The following is a 23,012-nucleotide window of genomic DNA, read 5'->3' on the forward strand; positions in this document are numbered from 1 at the left end:
TGTTGATATTCTGCATCGTATTGAGCTTTCATTTGGTCATTATTAGGTTGACTGTTATATTCACCATCATTGTTATTTTGATTAAAGTCTCTTGGTTCCATATAATTGGCTCCTTTACATTCAATTATGTTTTTCGTTATTTACACTATAAAACAAAAGTTTGGGATAAGTATCAAAAGAATATGGGAAATTGTGAAAAAATTTTTTCTGCTACCAAACACATAGTATAATAGCTTTGAATAGAAAGAGGAGTGTGTATAAAGTGAGCTTTACAATTTACTTAGTCGAAGATGAACAAAACTTAAATGAAGTTTTAACTCTTTATTTACAAAAAGAAGGCTGGTCTGTTACTTCATTTTCAAATGGAACAGATGCCAAAGCAATGATTCATACCCCTCCTAGTCTTTGGGTTTTAGATATCATGCTTCCTGATATCGATGGTTATCATCTCATTCGTGAAATTAAGTCTGCTACCCCTGATATCCCTGTGATTTTCATTTCTGCTAGAGATGCAGATATTGATCGAGTGTTAGGGCTTGAAATGGGAAGCGATGACTACTTATCCAAGCCATTCTTGCCTCGTGAGCTCGTTATTCGTGTTCAAAAACTTTTAAACCTTGTGTATGGTCAAAAACAAAAACACGAATCAACAATTGCTATCGGTCCCTATAGGTTAGACCTTCATACACGAACTGTATATGAAAACAATGAGCCTATTGATTTAACGTCAAAAGAATTTGATTTTCTTGTCACATTATCTAAAGACATAGGTCAAGCATTTTCACGCGAGCAGTTATTAAACTCTATTTGGGGTGAGGATTATTTCGGTTCAGACCGAGTTGTGGATGATTTAGTACGCAGAGTTCGGAAAAAGCTCCCACATGCTCGAATTGAAACAATTTATGGATATGGTTATCGGATGATGAGCACATGAAAAATCGATCTCTTGCTTTTCAAATTTGGCTTGTCATCTCAGGCATATTGCTAGTTATCTCACTTTTGTTAGCTACGTTGTTTCCAAGCGCACTTAGACAGTTCTTTACGGATGAAATTTATACAAGTATTGAAAATGAACAGCATATTTTAAAAGAATACGGGTTGCCTAGCCGGTCTGGTGAATATTATTTTAGCAATGACGAAAACGGGCCATCTTTACGAAACCGTACGGTAGACCACATTTTATTACCTGAAAATGTCGATATTTCCTACCTATCATCGCGTGTTCTACCTCAAGATTTTTTAAGACATGCACAGGAGCTAGCTCAAGATCAAGAATCAACTGTCGAAAGGTATGAAAAAGACCTGGGTAACCGAACGTTATTTTATGTAATTAGTAAAGTAATCATTAACGACCAGCCTGCATTTTTATTATCGTTTTCATGGGATACGTACCGAAATGCTTTAGCTTCCGCTTTATTTAAACAGCTATTAGTCGTAATGTCCATCGTTTTCCTTCTAAGCTGGATTCCTTCTATTTGGCTCGCAAAATATTTAAGTCGCCCTCTTGTATCACTTGAGAGACATGTTAAGCGAATTGCAGAGCAAGAATGGCACGAGCCTGTAGCGTTAGATCGTACGGATGAAATTGGAAAATTGGGTTCTTCTATAGAACAAATGCGACAACGACTCATTCGAAAAGAAGAAGCACAACAAACTCTTCTTCAAAATATCTCACATGATTTGAAAACGCCTGTAATGGTCATTAGAAGCTACGCTCAATCCATACAAGATGGTATTTATCCAAAAGGAGATTTGCCAAATACTGTTCAAGTCATTGAAGATGAATCACAGAAATTAGAAAAGAAAATTCGTGACTTGTTATATTTAACAAAATTAGATTATCTATCAGCTCACCCTGTTGACCATGAGCTTTTTTCTTTGTCAGAACTTATTTGCGAGGTAGTTGAAAGGCTGCGGTGGAGTCGTACTGAAATTCAATGGGATATTAGAGATGATAAAGTGACAATTGATGGTGATAAAGAGCAGTGGACCAAAGTTATTGAGAACATTTTAGAAAACCAGATTAGATACGCTGAATCATCCATTTCTATCTTTGTTCACAGAAAAATTCGTGAAGGGATAGATATTGTAGAATGTCGAATTGCAAATGACGGACCTCCTATCGAAGAGAACGTACTATCTACAATTTTTGAACCGTTTGAAAAAGGTTCAAAAGGAGAATTTGGCATCGGGCTCAGTATTGTAAAGCGGATTGTTACTATGCATAATGCGACAATCTCAGTACAAAATTTAGATAAAGGTGTTTCTTTCACTATTCGCATTCCAGTTTTACAAGCAAAGCCGTGACGTTTTTGCCACGGCTTTGTTGTTTATTTATTTGCAATTTCTTCTAGCTCATTAACTACAGAATCGTTTACTACGCGAGTAGAACCTAGTACTGTAAAATCCTTATAGCCGCTTAAAATATCAGCTGTGCCCGCTGGCAACTTGTCTGCATCTGTTAGGATAACTGGCACACCACGTTTTCCAGCTAAAATTGAGCCAGCTAGTGCATCTGGAAAATTAGTTCCCGCTGCAACATAAGCTTGTTTTGTATTGCCAAGCAGGTTCGTCACAACTTTTTGATTTGTTGCATAGCGATGTTCTCCTGCATATCTTACTCGGTTAGCTGGAAGAGAATTGTAAACTGTTGCATTTACTACCTGTTCAGAACCAATAACAATAGCTTCTGCTTTTCCTTCAAGCACTTGTGCTGTAGCTGCAGGAATTGAAGTTGGCCTTGTTAGTATAATAGGAATTCCTTCTTTCGCTGCATATGGAGCTACTGATAGAGCATCTGGGAAGTTTTGTCCATTCACTACAATTACTTTCGAAGAATTTATTTGTTTAGCAATTGCCGCTGACGTCTCAAAGCGATCCGCTCCTCCTAAACGCTGGACTTCCTTAGCACCTAACTGCTTAATTTCATCTAATACTGAATCTCGAATAACCCTTGAACTTCCTAATACAATTACTTTTTCAGGCTGTAAACGCTGGAGCTCTGCTTTTACAGTTGGATGCAATTCATGACCTGTTGTTAGTAATAGTGGAGCATTTTCCTGAACTGCAAGAGGAGCTCCTGCTAGCGCATCTGGAAAATTCCCTCCCGCTGCAATGACAACTGTTCGAGCCGTAGTCCACCCTTCTCTTGCAATTTCTGCAGCTGTATCATATCGTTCTGGGCCTGCTAAACGCTTTGCTTCACGGTTGTATTGCTGCGTGCGCTCTGCATTCGGATAATAAAAACGTAAAATTTGATCATAGGTTTGACCAGCTTTGGCACGATAATAAGCTCCGTATTGACTCATTCCTACACCATGACCATATCCTAGACCTTTTAGTACCGTTTCTTTATCAGTAGCATTTTGTTCAGTCACATAGTAACTTTTAATAAGGTTTACCCCAATAATTGGACGAATATCAGAAGACTTTACATTATTTAATCTCAATGTTTTCACATTAAGTTTCCCCTCTGAATCAACATCGTCTTTTACAATAAACTTGACTTCTAAGCTTCCTTTATTATAACGATTACTAGTATTCTTTTCAGTGAACTCTAGCTTTGGAATTGAGAGAACCTTAATTTCTTTTCCTTTATAATCTTTTTGCTGTAAATAAGTTTTGATATTATCAGTAATTTCCTTATCATTTTCTTTGATAGTGCTCCACCAATTTTTATAATGAACTAAGTCTAAGTTCTCCATGTCTATTTGCTGCTTTTTCACCGTTAAATTCCAAGAATGTTTTGGATCATATGAATCGGTTTGAATTGGTAAATAAGGAAGCGGTGAGCCTGACCATGCATTAACATTAGACTCCGTAACTCCACCATTGCTAGATGAATAAAGTGCGCTGATTAATTTCCCGTTATATGTAAGTGTCTGACCATATGATTTTTCAACAGCTGCATTCGTATTAGCGTAGACTGTTTTTCCACCATATACTTGATATTGAATGGTATCATTAATTGTTTTGTTCAAATGCCCCATTGCATATGTGCGTGCTGCAATAGCTTGTGCAGTTAATGACTCTACAGGCCAACTTGGAATCATTTCGTTAGGAACGACTCCCTTTAAATACTCTTCCATTGATACATGATTAATTGGTAGTATATATTCGTTACCTTCAATCACAAAATCAAAACTCCCACTATACACTCTTCCTTCAATACGCGTTTCTGCTGTTTGATTAGTGTATAGCTTAAAGGTTGTATCTTCCTTTAATTTGGTCGTTCCTTTATATAAAGAAATTTTCCCTTGTTCTACCTTTAAGAGATAGGTCTGATTAGCTTCTAATCGAACTCCTTCATAAGATGTCGCTGCATCTTCTGATGTTTGAATTTGAATTTCCTTTTTGTTTTTCAAATAATTTTTAAGCTGGACGCTTACAGTTGGGTTTGTTTCAGCTTTTGCGTTTACCACGGAATAGCTTGAGCTAAGCATGAACATAACAACTAAAGTAGCGATTACTTTTTTCATACGTTCCTCCTCGACATAAATAGATATATGAATCTTTTAAACTATTTATCGGACACAAGGAGATTTTTTTTAATCCCTTTTATCTATATTTTTTTAAAAGAATAAAAGGAATTACAAACTAACACAACTTTATATCTAAAAAATATGACAGAAAATACTCTATTTTTTTACTTTTCATCATAAAGATTACTGATTCAAAAATAGGGAATAAAATTGATATACGTTTTTTATTATTACATATGGACATTCATTATAGATTGAGGTTTTAAAGGAGTGCTTTATAGATGACAGTTGAACAAATACCTTGCAGTGTATCAAGAGTTGTAAAATCACAGCATATCTTCCCTAATGATTTAAATAATCACTATACGTTATTTGGAGGGAAAATTGTAGCCGATATGGACATGATTGCATCATTATCTGCTACAAAACATTCAAGAAAACCGTGTGTTACAGCATCGATTGATTACGTCGATTTTATTGAACCTGTGACGGAAGAAGATTTCATATCATATGAGTCTTTTGTTGTACTAACTGGCAAAAGCTCAATGATTATCTTTGTAAAAGTAATCGCTGAGAATTTAATTACAGGTGTTAAACGAATTGCAGCGACTTCTTTCTTAACGTTTGTTGCTTTAGAAGATGGAAAGCCTGCTACTGTACCAAAGGTTGTAGCTCAAACTGAAGAAGAAAAAAGCCTACAAGCGATCGCATTAGAACGCAAAAATAATAAGCGTACACAAATTGAACAAAGTAAATCCGTAGCAAAAATTCTTTCAAAAACATTACGCAGTAGTAATTGAAAAGAGTCCCCATTTGGATGGGGACTCTTTTCAATTACTATGTTCAAAATCATGAATAACTTCTCTTATTGCTTTTCCTCGTTTAACAAACTATCAGCGAATACCCCCATAGCTTCTTTTAAAAATTCAGCTAAACCTTCTCCGAATTGGTCAATGTTCTTTTGAAAGCGTTCATCTTGAATATATAATTCTCCTAACCCTTTAAATGCTTCTGGGGAATACGTCGTAAAATTACGATTCAAGAAGTGAAACCATTCTTGTATAGCTTTTTGAACCGATTCTGATGATGGTGATTGATTCATCAGCTTAGCTATCTTTTTATAAATCTCATTTGCTTCTGCTGCTAAATCCGCTTGTTCGCCTTTCGTCATACCTCTAACTTTTTTATTCGCTTCGTTTACTTTTTCGTTTCCCCATCGCTTTTTAGCTTCTTCTTCATAAGGATTTTCACTAAAATCAAACCCTTCAAATCTTTGCTTATTAGTCATTGGTTTTTCTCCTTTCATTGACTTAATCGTTTGTTCAGTCATGGCAATCATACGATTAAGTCGATTCCTTTTTTCAATTAGAAGCTGTTGATGCAACTCTAACGCTTCTTGTTTATTAAAGGAAGGATCATAAATGACTGCTTTAATTTCTTTTAACGAAAGCCCTAGTTCTTTAAATAATAAAATTTGTTGCAGCATCTCTAAATCATCTTCAACATATAGCCGGTATCCTGATTCAGTTACCTCAGTAGGCTTCAATAAATCAATATCATCATAATGATGAAGGGTGCGTATACTAATACCCGCTAAGCTAGCTACTTCCTTTACCTGCATAGCCATTTTCAATCCCTCCTCTTAATTAGTAACGATAAAGTATGACGTAGCGTGAGAGTCAATATTTTTCATCATTACTATTCATTGACTTCCCCTTTTTATGACTGAATTCAAAATAAAAAGCACTTTTATCAAGTGCTTCTACTTCTTATTATAATAGATTTTTAAATTCTCTAGCTCGTTAGCAGATTTAAATTTTTTATTCGTCGAAATTTGATGGTTTGAAAACAGCTTTTTTATTTCTTCACTATTTTTCCCAAGTAGTGTTGTCAGATTAGTCATCATTTGAAGATATTGTTCATCGGTTATTTGCTGAGTTGCATGGAGGCAGCTTCCTACTAAATAAGCTAGAGCTGAATTATCTATATTAATGGTAATATCTACTTTTGCGTTTCCACTATCACTTACTAAGCTTTTCATGATAAACCTCCCCGTACTAACCGCTATTCACTCTTCATTAACCTAAGCGAATTTTCACTAAATTCGCTTACTAAAGAGTCCCCCTTAGATTAAAAGATTAGGCCGCTATCAGACTGATCTAGGCTCTGCGACTGTTTTGATCTTTTTCCTTGCCCTAGGTTAATATTAACGTTGGAGTTTCCACTGTTGCTAATGATATTTTTGTTTCCATCCTCATTATTTGTGCCCCCACTTGGACGAAAATTTGGATTTATTCGTGGCCTTCTGCGCTGGTTATTCATCATAACATCCCCTTCCTAATTATGTTTAATACTTATGTTCTACTATATGTAATGGGAATTTATCACGTATAGGTGTTTGTCTTAGGACAATCGTGGAGTTTTGTCCTAAAGTTTCTAGATACAAGCCTGTTTTCTATCAAGAAAAAGAGACAGCCCTACCTGGCTGCCTCTTTATACTACCGTTCGACGCTCTAAATTAAATACGTTCACTCGCTCATCGTCGAATCGGCTTAGCAGAGAGTCTACTCCATATTCTAATGCAAAAGCTCGCTCATTTTCAGAGATTGGGACTGCTTGTAAAAACGCAACCTTTTTATCTGATAGCTCAATCGTAGAAAATGTATCCCATAAAAATGGCGGAATCAATAAAATATGCTGCATATGAAGGCTATGATCGAAAGAAGTAATAATATCTTTATAAATTGCCCCTGGAAAGATTGAAACATGTGACTTCATCATATGAAATACACACTTGCTTAAAATTTGTGGGAAGGGTGCAAATGAAGAATGACATGCTCCTACAATTTCAATGCGAAGTGGAATACCGCCCACCGTGTATCCTGTTGGACAATGATACCCTCCCAACGTTGCATATGCTGTTAAGTCTGAACGGGGGTGATTGCCTGTTGCTAAAACATGTACGCTGTGTTTTTTTCTCTCATCCTCAAATTCGTCAATACGATCTTTCCCTCCAAAAACTTCAACTGCTTTATGTATAATTTGTTCATCATCTTTTGAGTAATTAGTCATCAAAAAGCCTCCTTGCTATCAAGCTTACAAAGCCTCTACTGTACAGGATATACTACCAAACGAAAAATCGATAGCGATGCGATAATTTGTGAACAAAATGTTATCTGTTCGTAATATATCTCTTGGAAATGATTTTCACAATCGCTATTTCATACTCCTTCTAAACTATAGGCAAGTTCCCAATCAAAAGAAACTGAATATACTGTGCTAGATAAATTGAGAATTGAACATGTGATATTATTTCCCGTTGCCTTTACACACTGGTCATGTCTCAGATATTTGTGGAATATAGATAAAAACTCACTCTTATTCTTTCGGGAGGATTATTTCATGACTGAACATTTATTACTAGCCTTTGGTTTAACATTAATGGCAGGTCTCGCAACAGGAATAGGAAGTATTTTAGCTTTTTTTGTATCTACAACGAATACAAAATTTCTATCAATTGCACTCGGTTTTTCAGCTGGCGTTATGATCTACGTATCCATGATTGAAATTTTTGTAAAAGCACAGGATTCCCTTGTAGGAGCACTTGGTAAAGTATCTGGAAATTGGGTAACGGTTGGTGGTTTTTTTGCTGGAATGCTCTTGATTGCAATGATTGATAAATTTGTCCCAAAACAAGGAAACCCACATGAATTAAAGACCGTAGAAGACATGAAACAACCAAGAGTGAAAGACACTGCTCTTTTAAAAATGGGAACATTTACTGCTTTAGCAATTGCCATTCATAATTTCCCTGAAGGAATTGCTACGTTTACGTCGACTCTTCAAGATCCTTCTTTAGGAATTGCTATTGCAGTAGCAATTGCTATTCATAACATCCCTGAAGGAATTGCCGTTTCCGTACCCGTTTATTTTGCAACAGGTGATAAGAAGAAAGCATTTAAACTCTCTTTTTTATCAGGTCTTTCAGAGCCTCTAGGAGCTATTGCTGCATATTTTTTACTCATGCCTTTTTTAAATGACGTTATGTTCGGGGTTATCTTTGCCGCAGTGGCAGGAATTATGGTCTTTATTTCTTTGGATGAACTTTTACCTGCTGCTCAGCGATATGATGAGGCTCACCTTTCTATTTATGGACTTATCGGCGGAATGGCTATCATGGCCATTAGTCTTCTTCTATTCATATAGAAAAAGAGTTTGGGACATAACAAAATGATTACTTCTAAAAGACGAACACTAGCTGTTCCCATCTCTTTGATTTGTCTCAACACGTTCGTTCCATTGCGCTACGGTCACTCGCTTTCCGCAGGAGTCGAGTGACCTACGCTCCATTCCACCCTGTTTCCAACATTGTTTTCACAATCAACCAAAAAACCTGAACGATTAAAAGTTATGAACTCTCAATCGTTCAGGTATAGTAGAGGCTGAACTACTTATGTCTCAGTCTCTTTTTCTTACGGTTGAATAATTTGTAACTTCTTAGGATACTTCGTTAACGTTTTATTTCCATCTTTCGTAATAACTACATCATCTTCAATACGTACTCCACCAATGTTAGGGATATAAACGCCTGGCTCAATGGTATAAACCATGCCTTCTTTTAGTATGTCATCATTCGTACGGTTCATAGAAGGAAATTCGTGTACACTAATTCCTAATCCGTGACCTAGTCGATGTGGAAAGTATTCTCCGTATCCCGCTTCCGAAATAAGGTTACGCGCAATCATGTCTAAGTCCCCAATTCTTGTACCGGGCTTTGATGCAGATAAAGCAGCTTCTAACGCCTTATTAACCGTCTCATACATATGCTGTTGTTTTTCAGTAATTTCGCCAAATGCCACTGTTCGCGTAATATCCGAACAATATCCATCTAACACAACGCCTAAGTCAAATAAGACCATGTCACCTTTTTTTAGTGTACGTAGCCCAGGATTGCCATGAGGATCACCCGTTTTTTCTCCAAATAACACCATCGTAGAAAACGACATCTCGCGAATACCTTTTCGCTTTAATTCATATTCAATTTTAGCAAGAACGTCCATTTCCGTAACGCCTTCTTTTAAAGCAGATACACCTACTTCAACACCATAATCAGCGAGAGCTGCTGCTTCTTGTAAAATGTCAATTTCAGCTTGCGTTTTCACTACCCTTAATTCGTTCATTTTTTCTTCTACGCTTTCAAATACAACATCTTGATACAATGTTTTTAACTCTTCACTTCGCAGGAAAGATAGCTGCTCTTTTTCCACTGCTAAACGACCAATATTATTAATTTCTCTTTTATGTAATGCGGCACGAATTAGCTCCCAAGGGTTTTCATGATCTTCATATCCAACAACATCATATTTCCACCCTGCACTTTTTGCTTGATTAACTTCCATAAAAGGACAAACAAGTACAGGTTCAGTATTTGGAAATACAAATAGGCCTAAAAGTCGTTCATGCGGATCCGTATAAAAATTTGTTAAATAAAATACATTTTCTGTTGAAGAAATAAATGCAGCATCATAGCTTTTTTCAGAAAGCCAAGAAGCCACGTTGCTTAAGCGTTCATTCATCGCATATAACTTCCTTTCTTAATCTTTTAAAGTTATTATACCATAATTTCACTACTTTCTCGACTAGTGAAACAACGTCTTTAGGCACAAAAGAAATTCTAGTTTATATACTATTTTGTACTGATTCGCTAGGTTGAATAATTACTTTTTTAAGCCATTGATTATTATACTGATAAATAAGATGGTAATCCCCTCCGGTAAAATATTGCTCCTGGAACATCTCTTGGTTTTTTAAAAATCCAGGGTCACCAATAAAATAATGTCCTTCGTTTAACCTAAATGTTTGAATAAACGAACTTATTCCTTCTTCATCTACATCATCATCAATGACTATTTCAACCGAGTTGCCATTGCTATGAAAATCAAATTCACCTGTTTGATTAAGCCGTACGACTGGTACATTAAACTCGCCTACTGTCAAAAATTGTTTCATTCCCTTCAAAACTTCAGATTCATGATCATCAAATAACAGGTAGTAGTTAAACTTATCCCCATCTGCCTGAAGTATGTTTGCAATTAGCTCAAAATGCTCTTTGCTTTGCTCATCATCAAACATGACAACGAATGACTCGTGATAAGATACCATTTGAAAAGGCGTCATTATCTTCTCTTTAAATCGTAGCATCAATTGTTCACAGCGCTTTCCCGTCACTTTTGCTCCTTTAATTGCTCCCACTCCATATGTTTTCCAGTGTGAAACAGCTTTTGGTGGAATAACGACTATATTTGAAGATGATACGTATAAGCTCATTTCCCCATCTCCTTTGCCATTCTGCATTTCTTCACCTTTTACTAATTAGAGACTTTTGGCTCATTCACCTGCAAAAAACGTATAAATTCATTAAAACCTTTTTGTTTGCTTTAATCTTACAGAATACACACCTAGCTTTTACGATTAAAATGGCTAATACTTGCTAATCATAGAATGTGATGGTAATTTTATATAAGAATATAATTGCTATACTTTTCAATTACTTTAAAATGATAGGTGAGAATATTGGAACAACGTGAACATCGCAAACGACATAAACAGAGAAAGAAAAAGCGAATGAGAAGATTTTTTCTTTTTTGCTCTGTAGTACTGATTGCTTTAGCTGGATATGTTTTTTATCAATATCAACAAGGGTTGGCTGAAGCAGACGGCGACTTTCAAAAAGATGGACAATTTGAATTTAACGGTAAAAGCGCCAATTTAGATACTATGAACGTTCTTCTTTTAGGGATTGATTCGCGCGGGGAAGAACATTCACGTGCTGATACAATTATGATTGCGCACTATGACAAGGATAATAACCAGCCAAAGATTGTATCTCTTATGCGAGATAGTTATGTAGATATCCCCGGGTATGGAAAAAATAAAATCAATGCAGCATATGCATTTGGGGGACCTGAGCTTTTGCGCAAAACAATAAAGGAAAATTTCGGTATCGATGTGAATTACTATGCGGTAGTAGATTTTAAAGGCTTCTCAAAAGTTGTAGATACAATTGCTCCAAATGGTATTGAAGTTGATATTAACCAAAGAATGTCCCATGGTATCGGGATGACCTTAGAACCGGGAAAGCAGACGCTTCACGGTGAAGAGCTATTAGGCTATGTGCGATTTAGACATGATAGTCAAAGTGACTTTGGACGGGTTCAAAGACAGCAAGAAGTTTTAGGTAAACTTACAGAAGAAGCGTTATCGCTTCAAACAATAGCTAAAGCACCTAAGTTATGGGGAATTATTGATCCCTATGTGGATACAAATGTACCTCCAAAGACCTTCGTATCTATAGGAAAAGATTTCTTACTTGGAAGCTCAAATGAACTTGATTCGCTTCGCATCCCTGTTGACGGTGCATTTATCAATGAACGTGTTTCAGGAGCAGGCGCTGTACTACGATTAGATTTAGAAAAGAACAGGCAGGAAATTCAAACATTCTTAGATTAAAAAGACCCAAAAAGCAGACAGTTTTCTGCTTTTTAGGTCTTTTTTTTATGTTCATACATATATTAGTTACGCTATGGAAACACGACAACGAAATCCGTGTCTACTGGAGGGACCAATGTGAAACTATATCAATATGCTCAGCGTAAAACTGATTCTATGCTTTATCAGTCTTATCATTTCAACACCATTCTTTCTCAGACGGGAGATGTAAAAATAAATTACATTTCATTAGCACCTTATGATTACGCGCCTAAAACTGAAGCCGCGATTCCCAAACTACTCTTAATTATAAGCGGAGAAGGATGGATTGCTAACAGTGAAGGTCGAATTTATGTTAATTTCGGAGAAGCTGTATTTTGGAAAGCCGGTGAATACGTTGAATTTGGTAGCGCGGATGGAATGACCTGTATTAGTATTGAAGGCTTCGAAATTTCTCCAGACACGTGGCTACAAGTACTACATAAAGGTACGACCTCATCATAAAGAAAGCCGAGTCATTGCTCGGCTTTCAATTAATTTCAGTCTGATACTAACCCCTTTTTAACCAAGAACTTGCGGGCTACCTCTTCTGCTGTTTTCCCTTCAGCATTGACTTCATAATTCATTTTACGCATTTCTTCATCATTGATTTTCCCTGCTAGCTTATTGAGAATCTCCTTTAACTCAGGATGCTCTTTTAACGTTTCTGCTCTTAAGACAGGCGCACCTTGATAAGGGGGAAAGAACTTTTCATCATCTTCTAGAACTGCTAAATCATACTGTTCAATTTCTGGGTCTGTTGCATATGCATCCAATAAATTAATATCACCTGTTTGAACTGCATTATAGCGAAGCTTTGGTTCCATCGTTTTAACATTGTTTAACGCTAAGCCATACTCTTTTTGAAGACCTGCATATCCATCTTCTCGATCCTTAAATTCAAGGGTAAAGCCAGCCTTTACTTGATCAGCCACGTTTGTTAAGTCTGAAATAGTTTTGACGTTATTTTGCTCTGCAAACTCTTTTGTTACTGTTAATGTATAGGTGTTATTAAAAGCCATCGGTTGAAGATAGACTAAATCAAATTCTTCCTTTAATCCTACTTTGGCTTGTTCGTATACTTCACTGGCATCTTTACTATTAGGTTGCTCTTTTAAATGCGTAACAAGCGCTGTTCCAGTATATTCTGGGTAAATATCAATTTCTTTATTACGAAGAGCTTCAAATACAAAAACTGTTTTTCCCAATGACGAACGTAAGTCTACTTTCATATTCGTTTCGTCTTCAATTAACTGTTTATACATATTAATTAAAACATCTGGTTCTGCACCAAGTTTCCCACCTATTACAAGATCTGGCTCAGTTGCTTTCATAGCTATAAACGGGGATGCAAGAATTAATACTAAAATAGCAATCATAATGATAGGACGTTTTTTCGAACCCTTCTTTGAAGAATTTTCAATTGTTCGAAGAACCACGTCAAAGACAATTGCTAATAGTGCTGCTGGAATAGCACCTAATAAAATAAGAGCATTATCACTTCGGTCAATTCCTAATAGAATTAAGCTACCTAATCCACCTGCACCAATTAATGCAACGATGGTTGCTGTTCCGATGATCAAGACCATCGCTGTACGAATACCAGCCATAATAACTGGAAGAGCCAAGGGTAGCTCGACTTTTATCAGTCGCCTAAATGAATTCATTCCCATCGCTCTTGCTGCTTCAATTAAAGATGGGTCTACTTCTTTAATTCCTGTATATGTATTACGAACAATTGGTAATAAAGCATAGAGAAATAAAGCAATAACAGCGGGAACGGTTCCTATTCCTACTACTGGAATTAATAAACCTAATAAAGCTAATGAAGGAATCGTTTGTAGAACAGCCGTTACGCCGATAATAGGCTCAGCAATTCGCTCATGCCTGGTTAAGTACAGGCCAAGAGGTACGGAAATTAATACTGCAATTAATAGCGCTAGTACGGAAATTTGAACATGTTCAAGCAGTGCTTGAACAAGCGCATCTCCCCTTTGTTCTAACAAAGTAGTTAAGCCATTCATTATACCACCGCTCCTTCTTTTGATCTATTAGACAAGAAGGCAAGGATGTTTTTGCTCGTTACAATACCAATTTTTTTCGAACCTTTATAAACACCAACACAATCGTGCTTTTGTAAAAGCTCTACAGCTTCGCCAATAGATGCAGATGATTTTAAATGTACAGGAGCTTCAATCTTTTCAAAATCTTGCTGATTTGTTTCATTAACAAATACTTCTAATGGTTGAAGCAATACGCTTCCCTGATTACCGATAAATGATTTTACGAAATCATTTTTAGGGTTTTGAACAAACTCTTTTGGTGTGCCAATTTGAACTACTTCCCCATCTTTCATTAAACAGATACGATCTCCAAGAGTCATGGCTTCGCTAATATCATGCGTAACAAAGACGAATGTCTTTTTTATCTTTTCTTTTAAAGCTAAAACGTCCTGCTGCAGCTGATCACGACTTAGCGGGTCTAGTGCACTGAAAGGTTCGTCCATAAGAATAACAGGAGGATCGGCTGCGAGAGCTCTAGCTACACCAATGCGCTGCTGTTGCCCACCTGAGAGCTCAAAAGGCTTGCGGTTTCGGTATTGCTTCGGGTCCAGTCCAACCAGTTCCAAGAGTTCATCTACACGCTTTTTGATTTTATTCTTTTTCCACCCCTTCATCTCAGGTACTACCGCGATGTTTTCCGCAATGGTCATATGAGGAAATAAAGCAATTTGCTGGAGGACATACCCAATTTCCCAGCGCAGATCATTAATGTTGTAATCCGTTACTTTTTTATCCGCTATGTATAAATCACCACTAGTCACATCATGAAGACGATTAATCATTTTAAGCGTCGTTGTTTTCCCACATCCACTAGGACCAATAAGAACAAAAAACTCCCCTTGCCTTATTTCTAAATTAATGTCTTTGACAGCTGTGGTGCCATCTTCATACTGCTTTGAAACATTTTTAAATGTGATCAAATTTAGATGCACTCCTCGTTCAGTTTTTATCGATAACCTCTTTTACCCTAGTTTTCTTCCCATTAAACATTTTTACATTTTATCTATTTTTAGGAAAATAAATACTTTGATGAGTACAAAAAAACGAGACCCTTAAAAGGTCCTCGTTTTACTACACGTATTATGCTAGCGACAGGGATTGAACCTGCGACCTCTTGCTTACCATGCAAGTGCTCTACCTACTGAGCTACGCCAGCGTCAATCGTAATTATATCATATTTTTCTATTCTTTGAAACATTTTATTTCATTTATTATCCAAAATGTATCTATCTGATTCACTATAATCTACAAAAATTCAAATGAATGTAAGAATATCTAACAATAAAAATGAGAATTTTCTAAAAATGAGTTACACTGGTAAAACATTCAAGAAACTAGAAAGGAAGAAGATAAATGGACCAACAACAAACGCTTAAAAAATCTCCCCCAAAAACACCTTATCCGCGTGACTGTACGTTTAGCAAGGAGGATTGGACGACTCTTTCGACCTATTGGTATCCCATCGCACAAGCAGCTGAGGTAAACGAAAAGCCGCTTAGCGTTAAGCTATTAGATGTCAATTTAGTTGTATATCGCACTAAAAAACAAGTTGTCGTAGCTCGAGACCTCTGCGTTCATCGTGGCACTCCCCTTAGTATGGGTTGGGTAGAAGAGGAGGAAATTGTATGTCCTTATCACGGATTTCGCTATAACACAGAAGGAGCTTGTACATCGATACCAGCGCATCCTGATGCAAATATATCTCCTCGCCTCTGCATGACGGTTTACCCTGTTATCGAGCAATTTGGACTCATTTGGACATCGTTAACAGGCGAAATGGATAACATTCCACAGTTTCAGGCTTGGGATGACCCTGACTTTCAACAAATTGTTTGTCCTAGCTTTGATATAGGGGGTTCGGCAGGTCGACAGATGGAAGGCTTTTTGGATGTTGCACATTTTGCCTGGGTTCATACGGATACATTTGGCGATCGAAACAATGCCTTTGTTCCCAGATATAAGGTTGATAAAACAGACTATGGTTTAAACGTGGAATACTTAAGCACTGTAAGCAATTACTCTAAAGAACAAGCACACTTAAATCCAGAAAACTTTAAATGGCTGCGGGTATTTGACGTGTACCCACCTTTCACTGCTACACTAAAAGTTTATTTTCCTGAAGGTGGCCAGCTTTGGATTATGAATGCGGTTTGTCCAGTTTCCGCTCGTGAAACGCGCTTATTTGTACCTATTGCTCGCAACTTTGACAAAGATTCTCCTGTTGAAGGTGTTTATGACTTTAACCTTCGGGTATTCGATGAAGATCGCGAAATGGTTGAAAACCAAAAGCCCGAAGATCTCCCTCTTGATTTACAAATGGAAGCTCATATCGCAGCTGACCAAACATCCATTGCTTATCGAAAGCTACTAAAATCAATGGGGCTAAGCTTTATTTATACAAGTTAATTAAAAACGCGTCAGGCTAAAACTTGACGCGTTTTTATTACTCATATTTAATTCGAGCATACATGCATAAATCAACAAACATCCCTTTTGACTTTTCAACTTTTCGCAGAGTTCCCTCATACTGAAAATGATTTTTCTCTAGTAAATGAATGGACGCCTTGTTTGCTGGCTCTACTTTAGCCGATACCCTAACCATATCAAGGCTCACAAAACCATAATGAACCAATTGTTGAACTACCTCTGAACCATATCCTTGTCCCCAAAATACTTCGTCTATTTCATAGCCAATTTCTACATGCTGGTTATGAGTATCTATTTGATTAAATCCGCATGAACCAATAATCTTTGCTTGCTCTTTATGAAAGATTGTGTAGCGTAGTGCTTTTTGTTCCTTCGCTAGATTCTGTAGAAAAGCAATCATTTCCCTTGCTTGCTTTTCATCACAAAAAGAATCAATATTCATGAATTCAGTAACTTTTTGATTAGACCAAATTTTAAAAAGCTCCGGTGCGTGCTCAAGTTGGATTGGGGTTAGACAAATACGTTCACCTTGAAGAGATTGCCACATAACTCCTCATTCTCCTTTCAAGACTCATCATACTTTTTCACTATACAACGAACATATTCATAAAAAAAGGTAAGGTTCACTTATAAGTGAACCTTACCTTTTTTATTTTATTTAGCAAACTGTTCTCTTTTAACAGCTTGTTGGTCTTGTGTAACTCCGCTAACTGTTACTCGCTTCATAAAGAGCGATAAGACTAATGCCACCACTATAAGTATCGATGAAATTAAAAATGAATCATTGATCCCTTCAACCATGGCCTGCAGTCCAATTTGCTGTTGCAAATCAGCCGTTGGTGCAACGGCTCCATTACTCATTGCCTCTTTTGCTAATTCTTCTGCATGAAATTCTGTGCGGTTAGACATAACCGTTACAAGTAAAGCTGAACCAATAGCTCCTGACACTTGTTGTAACGTATTATTCATCGCTGTGCCGTGCGGATTAAATTGCTGTGGAAGCTGATTTAATCCGTTTGTCATAATCGGCATCATAACCATTGACATACCAAACATACGAGCCGTGTATAGGATAATTAGCTCCGTATATGTAGTTGTCAATGATAATTGACTAAACATATACGTCGTAACACCTGTGATAGCTAACCCAATTACAGCTAGCACGCGTGCGCCAAATTTATCAAACAGCTTGCCTGTAATTGGAGACATAATCCCCATCACTAAGGCTCCCGGTAATAACAATAATCCTGAATCTAAGGGCGAAATCCCTCGAGCACTCTGTACGTACATTGGTAGCAATAGCATTGCAGAGAATAATGCCATCGTAATAACAATTGAGATGGCAGATGACAATGCAAACATTGGATATTTAAAGATACGAAACTCTAGCATTGGTTTTTCAAGCTTAAACTGGCGAGTAATAAATAAAACCAACCCAATTACTCCAACGATAATCGTTCCGTATACTTCTAGTGATCCCCAGCCTTTATCTCCAGCTGAACTAAACCCGTACAGTAAACCACCAAATCCAAATACAGAAAGAATTAAAGAAAGCTTATCTAACTGAATATCTACCTTTTCTTTTTGATCTTTCAACAAGAAAAATGCTAATACAAGAACAACAAATGCAATTGGCGTCACAACGTGAAATAGCATTCTCCAGTCATAATGCTCAATTAACCATCCTGAAAGAGTTGGGCCGATTGCAGGTGCAAAAATCATCACCAATCCAAAAATACCCATTGCTCCCCCGCGCTTTTCAATTGGAAAGCTCGTTAACAGCACATTCATTAATAGCGGCATCATAATAGCTGCTCCTGATGCTTGAATAACACGTGCAGCTAACAATACTCCAAATTCCGGCGCTACTCCAGCTACTACTGTACCCGTTGTAAAAAGAGCCATCGCTGTTAAAAACAAGCCACGGACCGAGTATCGTTGAATTAAAAAAGCAGTGGTTGGAATCATGATACCATTGACAAGCATATAACCTGTCGTTAACCACTGAACGGTTGATGTTGTTACTCCTAACTCATTTTTTATAGATGGTAAAGCAATGTTTAATAATGTCTCATTAAGTAATGAAATAAATGCTCCTATAAGTAAAATACCAATAATTCCATATGGTGGTTTTTTTGTAGTTTGCATAAAGTTCCTCCTCTCACTAAACCGCAAGTATATTTTTTTATACTATAAGTTCACATATTGTATATTATACCTTCAGTTCATTTTTTGCAACAAAAAAAAGCTGTGATTTTAAAAGGGTTTGTGTAAACGTTTTTTCTCTTGTATCATAAATAAATAGACAGCTAGTACACTTTTATTGCAGGTGATGAAATGAATAAAAAACAAGAATTGATGCTAAAGAGCGCTCATAAGCTCTTTGTTGAAAAAGGATTCCAAGCAACATCTATACAAGATATCGTTGAAGATAGCGGCATTTCAAAAGGTACGTTTTATAATTACTTTTCGTCTAAGAATGAGCTAGTCATTAAAATTTTCGAGTCGGTTTATGATGAGTTAGAAACCAAAAGAAATGAATTTTTAATTGGCCAAAACCGTTCAGACTTAGATATATTCATTAAGCAAATTGAACTTCAGGTACAAATGCACCATCAAAATCAATTGTTTACACTATTTGAAGAGATTTTCTTTTCGAATAACGCTGAGCTAAAGGAGCATTTTAAACAAGCTCAGCTTTACGAATTACACTGGCTTTACAATCGATTAATTGACTTATTTGGCTCAGATAAAAAAGCTTACTTACTGGACTGCGCCATTATGTTTTTAGGCATTCTACACCGCAACTTTCACTACAGCGTCATGGCACACCATAACCAAATTGACGCACCTAAAATCATTCGTTATACCGTCGACCGATTAGTTCATCTAGTGAAAAATGTCTCTACTAGCCAAGAAATGCTTTTTGATCCTGACTTGCTAACACAGTGGATTCCTTTTCACAATCATTCTCCTCAAACAACAGAACAAAAGATTCGAGCCTCTATCTTATTAGTAACAAAAGAAGCGGAAGATGCTGATGATGTAGACAAGCCAAAAATTATTGAATTACTAACATTCTTACAAGAAGAGCTTATTCGTCAGCCTCAAATACGCTCGTTTGTCATTAGCAGTACTTTGCATGCTTTAAGCGAAACAGTAGTCGGTACATCAGAGGAGTTTAAACAGTTAAAAAACCTTATTCAACTCTTAATTGAAGAACAAAAAGAGCCACCTATGTAGGTAGCTCTTTTGTTTATTTTAAAGGCTTATTATTTTTAATATTTAATCCTAAGCCAAACGGGTATAGCGTTTCGCCTTTATTTGTGACAGAAGGAATAGCTACGGGAAGCTTTCCTTTTGGATCAGAAGCTCCAAAAATGGTTTTAACACCCGCTGGAATATTTGGCTGACGATAGCGTCCATTCGTGTATCCTTTAAAACCGTACACCGCCAAAACAGCATTAGCTTCTTCAAAATTTGCTATGTCATAAGGATTTCGCACACTCATTAATACAAACTTTTTACTCTGTGATTGACTGTAATTCATAACGGCTCTTGGGAAAGCTGTTGCCCATTTGGATGAATCTTGAATTGTGTCATCAATTACCCCATCGTTCACTGCCGGGTCATTTTTCACTATATATGAACCTGTGATAACATAATCAGCTTCATTTATCTTCTCTTTAGTTTCCTCTGTAAACGTCTTATTTTCAAATTCTAAACGTTCTACATCTACTGACTTAATCCTTTTTTTATCTATTAGCTCTTGAATTGTGCGCGCCATTGCATCCGTCTGGTCTTTGAAAGGGGCAACCACCAATACTTTTTCATGTTTTTTAGGTTTAAATGGCAAAGTACGCTTTTCATTTTTTAGTAATGTCACCGCTTCTTCTGCCATTTTTTCTTCTGCTTTTACATGCTCCTTGTTTCCTACTACCCTTAGAGCATTTTTCACTTTTTTATCTACATTTTGATCAGTTGCTTCGTAAATGCCTCTCTTTATTTTCAAATCAATAATTCGTTCGGCAGAGTCATTGATCTCAGCCATTGGAATTTCTCCACTATGGACTGCGTTTATTACTCCGCTATAAACATCCTCTAAATTCTTTTCCATTTCAATAGAGTTGACTTGAGCGGGCATAAGTGCAATATCTACGCCAGCATTAATAGCCATAATAACAGCCTCTTCTTGGCCGAAATTATCCGAAATAGCTTTCATATTTAATGCATCTGTAACTACAATTCCATTGTATCCAAGCTCTTTTCGTAAAAGATCGGTTATAATCCCTCTCGATAATGTAGCTGGAACCGTAATTTGTTGACCATCCTTTTTACTTGTATACGTTGTGTCATCGAGGGCTGGAAATTGTAGATGCGCCGTCATAATCATGTCTACACCTGCATCCATCGCTTGTTTAAAAGGATAAAGTTCCACTTCATCTAAGCGCTTTTTATCATGTGATACAACAGGTAAACCGTAATGGCTATCTACCGCGGTATCTCCATGTCCTGGGAAATGCTTGGCTGCCGTTGCAATATTTTGTTTTTGTAATCCTTTAATTGTTTGAACACCTAATTTTGCTACTAACTTTGGGTCTGAGCTAAATGACCGGACACCAATCACCGGGTTTCCTGGGTTATTATTCACATCAATCGTCGGAGAAAAATTTACGTTAATGCCCAAAGAGGACAGCTCTTTACCGATAATCTCTCCAGTTTTATATGCATTTCGTTCTCTTCTAGTAGCACCAAGCGCCATATTTCCTGGCAGATTGGTTCCCGACTGTAGCCTTGTAACAATTCCACCTTCTTGATCGATTGTAACAAGAAGAGGAATATCTTCACTGGCACTTTGCAAACCATTAACCAATCGAACTGTTTGTTCAGTATCTACCACGTTTTCAGCGAACAAGATTACGCCGCCAATATGGTATTTTTTTATAATACTTCCTACTTCATCATTCATTTCAGTAAATCCAACAGCCATTTTATCCCCTTGCTTCTTCCAGTTACGAAAATCTGGCATCAGCATTTGACCAACTTTTTCTTCTAGCGTCATTTCTGAAACAACGCTTTTAGCATCAAGCGTTTCTTCTGCTGATACTAAAGGAGTCTTAAATGGGATAAGGATTGAGGTAGCTAAAGCTGCTACAAGCCCTACAGACATCACTTTTTTCATAAAATCCCTCTCCTTTTCATTTTATTTATAAAGTAAATATCCTTTTCGCAACTTTTGAAATTCGTTTATCTCCGGCTTCCACTCTGCGACAATTTCTTGAATTGACTTTCCACTTTCAATGCTTTCCCTAACTGAATTATTGCCCGCTAGCAAATCAAAGAATGGTTTATTTCCAGCGTTAAACGCAAAGTGGTTTGGGTATAAATCATGAATAGTTTTTACAATTGCTACCCCTGTTTTAACAGGTTCATATGTTGATTCATTAATTACGTGAATTTCAATTCCTCCTGAAAGTTTGCCACTATGCTTAGAGAAAGAAGGAGTGAAATAGGATGGACGAAACGTCACGCCTGGAAGTGCAAGTTTATTGAGCTCTTCAGCTAAATTACCTCCGTTAATAAAAGGTGCTCCAATGGTTTCAAATGGCTTAGTTGTTCCTCTTCCCTCTGAAACATTTGTACCCTCAATTAACGAAGCTCCCGGATATACAAGCGCTGTATCTGCTGTTGGCATGTTTGGTGAAGGAGCAACCCATTCTGTAGGCAAATCTTTTGCTGTCATTGATCGTTTCCAGCCTTTCATTTTGACTACGTTTAAATCAGCTCCAATATTAAACTCTTGATTAAATAATTGTGCTAATTCACCTACTGTCATACCGTGACGAATTGGAATAGGATACATGCCAACAAATGAAGTATACTCCTCTTGTAAAACCGGTCCTTCTATCTTCTGACCACCTAAGGGATTCGGTCGATCTAGAACAACGATAGGAATGTTATTTTCTTTTGCAGCTTCCATTGCGTAGGCCATTGTATAAATATAAGTGTAAAAGCGAGTTCCTACATCTTGAATATCAAAAACCAGCACTTCAACACCCTTTAGCATTTCAGGCGTTGGCTTTTTAGTTGGACCATACAAACTGTACACAGGAAGCCCCGTTTTTTGATCAATATAGAACTCTACGTGCTGACCAGCTTGAGCATCTCCTCTCACTCCATGTTCTGGTCCGTATAGTGAGACAAGATCAAAAGCTTTATGTTCATTAAAAATATCAACAATACTTTTAAGCTCTTGATTAACACCTGTTGGGTTTGTAATGAGTCCTACTTTTTTTCCTTCTAAAAGTTGTAACTCATCTTCTAAAAGAACTTCAACACCTAACTTAAAACTCTGTTTCTTCCCAGGTCCCTTTGCTTCACTGGGTGAAGTGAAAAAAGGTACTGCTATACTAACTAAAAGAACAGCTATTAAAACTCCCATTGACCATCTCTTCATTTATAATCCGCTCCATTTCGTTTATAGTTTGAAATGGTTCCTTCTCATGCTGCAGAG

At 36.9% G+C, this 23,012-nt stretch carries 21 protein-coding genes and 1 tRNA gene; 8 read left to right on the forward strand and 14 right to left on the reverse strand.

Translation table 11 applies throughout. The features are described 5' to 3' along the window. Positions 1-262: 262 nt before the first annotated feature. Complete coding sequence (locus MKZ18_RS13775) at positions 263-934, forward strand: response regulator transcription factor (RefSeq protein ID WP_025910806.1); 672 nt, start codon at positions 263-265, stop codon at positions 932-934. Beyond that, entirely contained in the window at positions 931-2,307 is a 1,377-nt protein-coding gene (locus tag MKZ18_RS13780; RefSeq protein WP_206833548.1) for a sensor histidine kinase, read from the forward strand. Before MKZ18_RS13775 ends, MKZ18_RS13780 begins: the two co-directional genes overlap by 4 nt. A gap of 23 nt (positions 2,308-2,330) precedes the next feature. Here the strand turns inward: MKZ18_RS13780 and MKZ18_RS13785 are convergent, their stop codons facing one another. Beyond that, positions 2,331-4,478, reverse strand: a complete 2,148-nt coding sequence (locus MKZ18_RS13785; protein ID WP_163070763.1) for a SpoIID/LytB domain-containing protein — start codon at positions 4,476-4,478, stop codon at positions 2,331-2,333. A 284-nt stretch (positions 4,479-4,762) separates the two neighbouring features. Here MKZ18_RS13785 and MKZ18_RS13790 point away from each other — a divergent pair, with 284 nt between their 5' ends. Further along, positions 4,763-5,281, forward strand: coding sequence for an acyl-CoA thioesterase (locus tag MKZ18_RS13790; RefSeq protein WP_076512765.1), 519 nt, complete (start codon positions 4,763-4,765; stop codon positions 5,279-5,281). A gap of 65 nt (positions 5,282-5,346) precedes the next feature. Here MKZ18_RS13790 and MKZ18_RS13795 read toward each other — a convergent pair whose 3' ends face one another. The 4 genes from MKZ18_RS13795 to MKZ18_RS13810 all read right to left on the reverse strand — a co-directional run bounded on the left by MKZ18_RS13795 (position 5,347) and on the right by MKZ18_RS13810 (position 7,553). Continuing rightward, positions 5,347-6,108 (reverse strand): MerR family transcriptional regulator, encoded by a 762-nt coding sequence (locus tag MKZ18_RS13795; protein WP_061786028.1) that lies wholly within the window; start codon positions 6,106-6,108, stop codon positions 5,347-5,349. 135 nt (positions 6,109-6,243) lie between these two features. Beyond that, positions 6,244-6,522 (reverse strand): hypothetical protein, encoded by a 279-nt coding sequence (locus MKZ18_RS13800; RefSeq protein ID WP_025910801.1) that lies wholly within the window; start codon positions 6,520-6,522, stop codon positions 6,244-6,246. An 89-nt stretch (positions 6,523-6,611) separates the two neighbouring features. Beyond that, the gene (locus MKZ18_RS13805) at positions 6,612-6,806 is read right to left on the reverse strand and encodes a hypothetical protein (protein ID WP_153301138.1); all 195 of its coding nucleotides are present in this window, start codon (positions 6,804-6,806) and stop codon (positions 6,612-6,614) included. Between the two features lie 168 nt (positions 6,807-6,974). After that, a complete protein-coding gene (locus MKZ18_RS13810; protein WP_061786026.1) occupies positions 6,975-7,553 on the reverse strand; it encodes a suppressor of fused domain protein in 579 nt (192 codons plus the stop codon). Between the two features lie 330 nt (positions 7,554-7,883). Here MKZ18_RS13810 and zupT point away from each other — a divergent pair, with 330 nt between their 5' ends. Further along, positions 7,884-8,687, forward strand: coding sequence for a zinc transporter ZupT (gene zupT / locus MKZ18_RS13815; protein ID WP_025910798.1), 804 nt, complete (start codon positions 7,884-7,886; stop codon positions 8,685-8,687). 266 nt (positions 8,688-8,953) lie between these two features. On the opposite strand, the gene MKZ18_RS13820 is transcribed toward zupT, so the two are convergent. Both MKZ18_RS13820 and MKZ18_RS13825 read right to left on the reverse strand, forming a co-directional pair. Beyond that, complete coding sequence (locus tag MKZ18_RS13820) at positions 8,954-10,057, reverse strand: M24 family metallopeptidase (protein WP_076512762.1); 1,104 nt, start codon at positions 10,055-10,057, stop codon at positions 8,954-8,956. Positions 10,058-10,160: 103 nt separating this feature from the next. After that, positions 10,161-10,808 (reverse strand): hypothetical protein, encoded by a 648-nt coding sequence (locus MKZ18_RS13825; protein ID WP_251385409.1) that lies wholly within the window; start codon positions 10,806-10,808, stop codon positions 10,161-10,163. Positions 10,809-11,105: 297 nt separating this feature from the next. On the opposite strand from MKZ18_RS13825, the gene MKZ18_RS13830 reads away from it, so the two are divergent. Both MKZ18_RS13830 and MKZ18_RS13835 read left to right on the forward strand, forming a co-directional pair. Continuing rightward, complete coding sequence (locus MKZ18_RS13830; RefSeq protein WP_374699996.1) at positions 11,106-11,990, forward strand: LCP family protein; 885 nt, start codon at positions 11,106-11,108, stop codon at positions 11,988-11,990. A gap of 117 nt (positions 11,991-12,107) precedes the next feature. Continuing rightward, entirely contained in the window at positions 12,108-12,473 is a 366-nt protein-coding gene (locus tag MKZ18_RS13835; protein ID WP_251385410.1) for a cupin, read from the forward strand. A 35-nt stretch (positions 12,474-12,508) separates the two neighbouring features. On the opposite strand, the gene MKZ18_RS13840 is transcribed toward MKZ18_RS13835, so the two are convergent. From MKZ18_RS13840 to MKZ18_RS13850, 3 genes are all read right to left on the reverse strand, one after another. Beyond that, entirely contained in the window at positions 12,509-14,032 is a 1,524-nt protein-coding gene (locus MKZ18_RS13840) for an ABC transporter permease/substrate-binding protein (protein WP_025910793.1), read from the reverse strand. Then, positions 14,032-14,991, reverse strand: coding sequence for an ABC transporter ATP-binding protein (locus MKZ18_RS13845; RefSeq protein WP_251385411.1), 960 nt, complete (start codon positions 14,989-14,991; stop codon positions 14,032-14,034). Before MKZ18_RS13845 ends, MKZ18_RS13840 begins: the two co-directional genes overlap by 1 nt. A gap of 163 nt (positions 14,992-15,154) precedes the next feature. Then, positions 15,155-15,227, reverse strand: a tRNA-Thr gene (locus tag MKZ18_RS13850). 197 nt (positions 15,228-15,424) lie between these two features. Here MKZ18_RS13850 and MKZ18_RS13855 point away from each other — a divergent pair. Continuing rightward, complete coding sequence (locus MKZ18_RS13855) at positions 15,425-16,477, forward strand: aromatic ring-hydroxylating oxygenase subunit alpha (RefSeq protein WP_061785259.1); 1,053 nt, start codon at positions 15,425-15,427, stop codon at positions 16,475-16,477. A gap of 37 nt (positions 16,478-16,514) precedes the next feature. Here the strand turns inward: MKZ18_RS13855 and MKZ18_RS13860 are convergent, their stop codons facing one another. Both MKZ18_RS13860 and MKZ18_RS13865 read right to left on the reverse strand, forming a co-directional pair. Then, positions 16,515-17,045, reverse strand: coding sequence for a GNAT family N-acetyltransferase (locus MKZ18_RS13860; RefSeq protein ID WP_025911376.1), 531 nt, complete (start codon positions 17,043-17,045; stop codon positions 16,515-16,517). A 107-nt stretch (positions 17,046-17,152) separates the two neighbouring features. Further along, positions 17,153-18,646: a DHA2 family efflux MFS transporter permease subunit gene (locus MKZ18_RS13865; RefSeq protein ID WP_062686964.1), complete on the reverse strand. Its 1,494-nt coding sequence runs from the start codon at positions 18,644-18,646 to the stop codon at positions 17,153-17,155. A 189-nt stretch (positions 18,647-18,835) separates the two neighbouring features. Here MKZ18_RS13865 and MKZ18_RS13870 point away from each other — a divergent pair, with 189 nt between their 5' ends. Continuing rightward, complete coding sequence (locus MKZ18_RS13870; RefSeq protein ID WP_025911378.1) at positions 18,836-19,741, forward strand: TetR/AcrR family transcriptional regulator; 906 nt, start codon at positions 18,836-18,838, stop codon at positions 19,739-19,741. Between the two features lie 13 nt (positions 19,742-19,754). Here MKZ18_RS13870 and MKZ18_RS13875 read toward each other — a convergent pair whose 3' ends face one another. Together MKZ18_RS13875 and MKZ18_RS13880 are read right to left on the reverse strand one after the other, a co-directional pair. Further along, positions 19,755-21,680, reverse strand: coding sequence for a glycoside hydrolase family 3 protein (locus tag MKZ18_RS13875; RefSeq protein ID WP_341344560.1), 1,926 nt, complete (start codon positions 21,678-21,680; stop codon positions 19,755-19,757). A gap of 21 nt (positions 21,681-21,701) precedes the next feature. Beyond that, a complete protein-coding gene (locus MKZ18_RS13880; protein ID WP_025911380.1) occupies positions 21,702-22,955 on the reverse strand; it encodes an exo-beta-N-acetylmuramidase NamZ family protein in 1,254 nt (417 codons plus the stop codon). Between the last annotated feature and the right edge of the window lie 57 nt (positions 22,956-23,012).

The organism is Priestia sp. FSL W8-0001 (assembly GCF_038050335.1).
Lineage (GTDB): Bacteria > Bacillota > Bacilli > Bacillales > Bacillaceae_H > Priestia > Priestia flexa.

Excerpts from the sequence above, each read along its gene's own strand:
- MKZ18_RS13790 (WP_076512765.1), top strand. The coding sequence starts at position 4,763 with ATGACAGTTGAACAAATACCTTGCAGTGTATCAAGAGTTGTAAAATCA.
- MKZ18_RS13875 (WP_341344560.1), bottom strand. The coding sequence starts at position 21,680 with ATGAAAAAAGTGATGTCTGTAGGGCTTGTAGCAGCTTTAGCTACCTCA.
- MKZ18_RS13785 (WP_163070763.1), bottom strand. The coding sequence starts at position 4,478 with ATGAAAAAAGTAATCGCTACTTTAGTTGTTATGTTCATGCTTAGCTCA.
- MKZ18_RS13840 (WP_025910793.1), bottom strand. The coding sequence starts at position 14,032 with ATGAATGGCTTAACTACTTTGTTAGAACAAAGGGGAGATGCGCTTGTT.
- MKZ18_RS13805 (WP_153301138.1), bottom strand. The coding sequence starts at position 6,806 with ATGATGAATAACCAGCGCAGAAGGCCACGAATAAATCCAAATTTTCGT.
- MKZ18_RS13880 (WP_025911380.1), bottom strand. The coding sequence starts at position 22,955 with ATGAAGAGATGGTCAATGGGAGTTTTAATAGCTGTTCTTTTAGTTAGT.
- MKZ18_RS13795 (WP_061786028.1), bottom strand. The coding sequence starts at position 6,108 with ATGGCTATGCAGGTAAAGGAAGTAGCTAGCTTAGCGGGTATTAGTATA.
- MKZ18_RS13780 (WP_206833548.1), top strand. The coding sequence starts at position 931 with ATGAAAAATCGATCTCTTGCTTTTCAAATTTGGCTTGTCATCTCAGGC.
- MKZ18_RS13810 (WP_061786026.1), bottom strand. The coding sequence starts at position 7,553 with ATGACTAATTACTCAAAAGATGATGAACAAATTATACATAAAGCAGTT.
- MKZ18_RS13830 (WP_374699996.1), top strand. The coding sequence starts at position 11,106 with ATGAGAAGATTTTTTCTTTTTTGCTCTGTAGTACTGATTGCTTTAGCT.
- MKZ18_RS13860 (WP_025911376.1), bottom strand. The coding sequence starts at position 17,045 with ATGTGGCAATCTCTTCAAGGTGAACGTATTTGTCTAACCCCAATCCAA.
- MKZ18_RS13825 (WP_251385409.1), bottom strand. The coding sequence starts at position 10,808 with ATGAGCTTATACGTATCATCTTCAAATATAGTCGTTATTCCACCAAAA.
- MKZ18_RS13865 (WP_062686964.1), bottom strand. The coding sequence starts at position 18,646 with ATGCAAACTACAAAAAAACCACCATATGGAATTATTGGTATTTTACTT.
- MKZ18_RS13800 (WP_025910801.1), bottom strand. The coding sequence starts at position 6,522 with ATGAAAAGCTTAGTAAGTGATAGTGGAAACGCAAAAGTAGATATTACC.
- MKZ18_RS13870 (WP_025911378.1), top strand. The coding sequence starts at position 18,836 with ATGAATAAAAAACAAGAATTGATGCTAAAGAGCGCTCATAAGCTCTTT.
- MKZ18_RS13820 (WP_076512762.1), bottom strand. The coding sequence starts at position 10,057 with ATGAATGAACGCTTAAGCAACGTGGCTTCTTGGCTTTCTGAAAAAAGC.
- MKZ18_RS13855 (WP_061785259.1), top strand. The coding sequence starts at position 15,425 with ATGGACCAACAACAAACGCTTAAAAAATCTCCCCCAAAAACACCTTAT.
- zupT (WP_025910798.1), top strand. The coding sequence starts at position 7,884 with ATGACTGAACATTTATTACTAGCCTTTGGTTTAACATTAATGGCAGGT.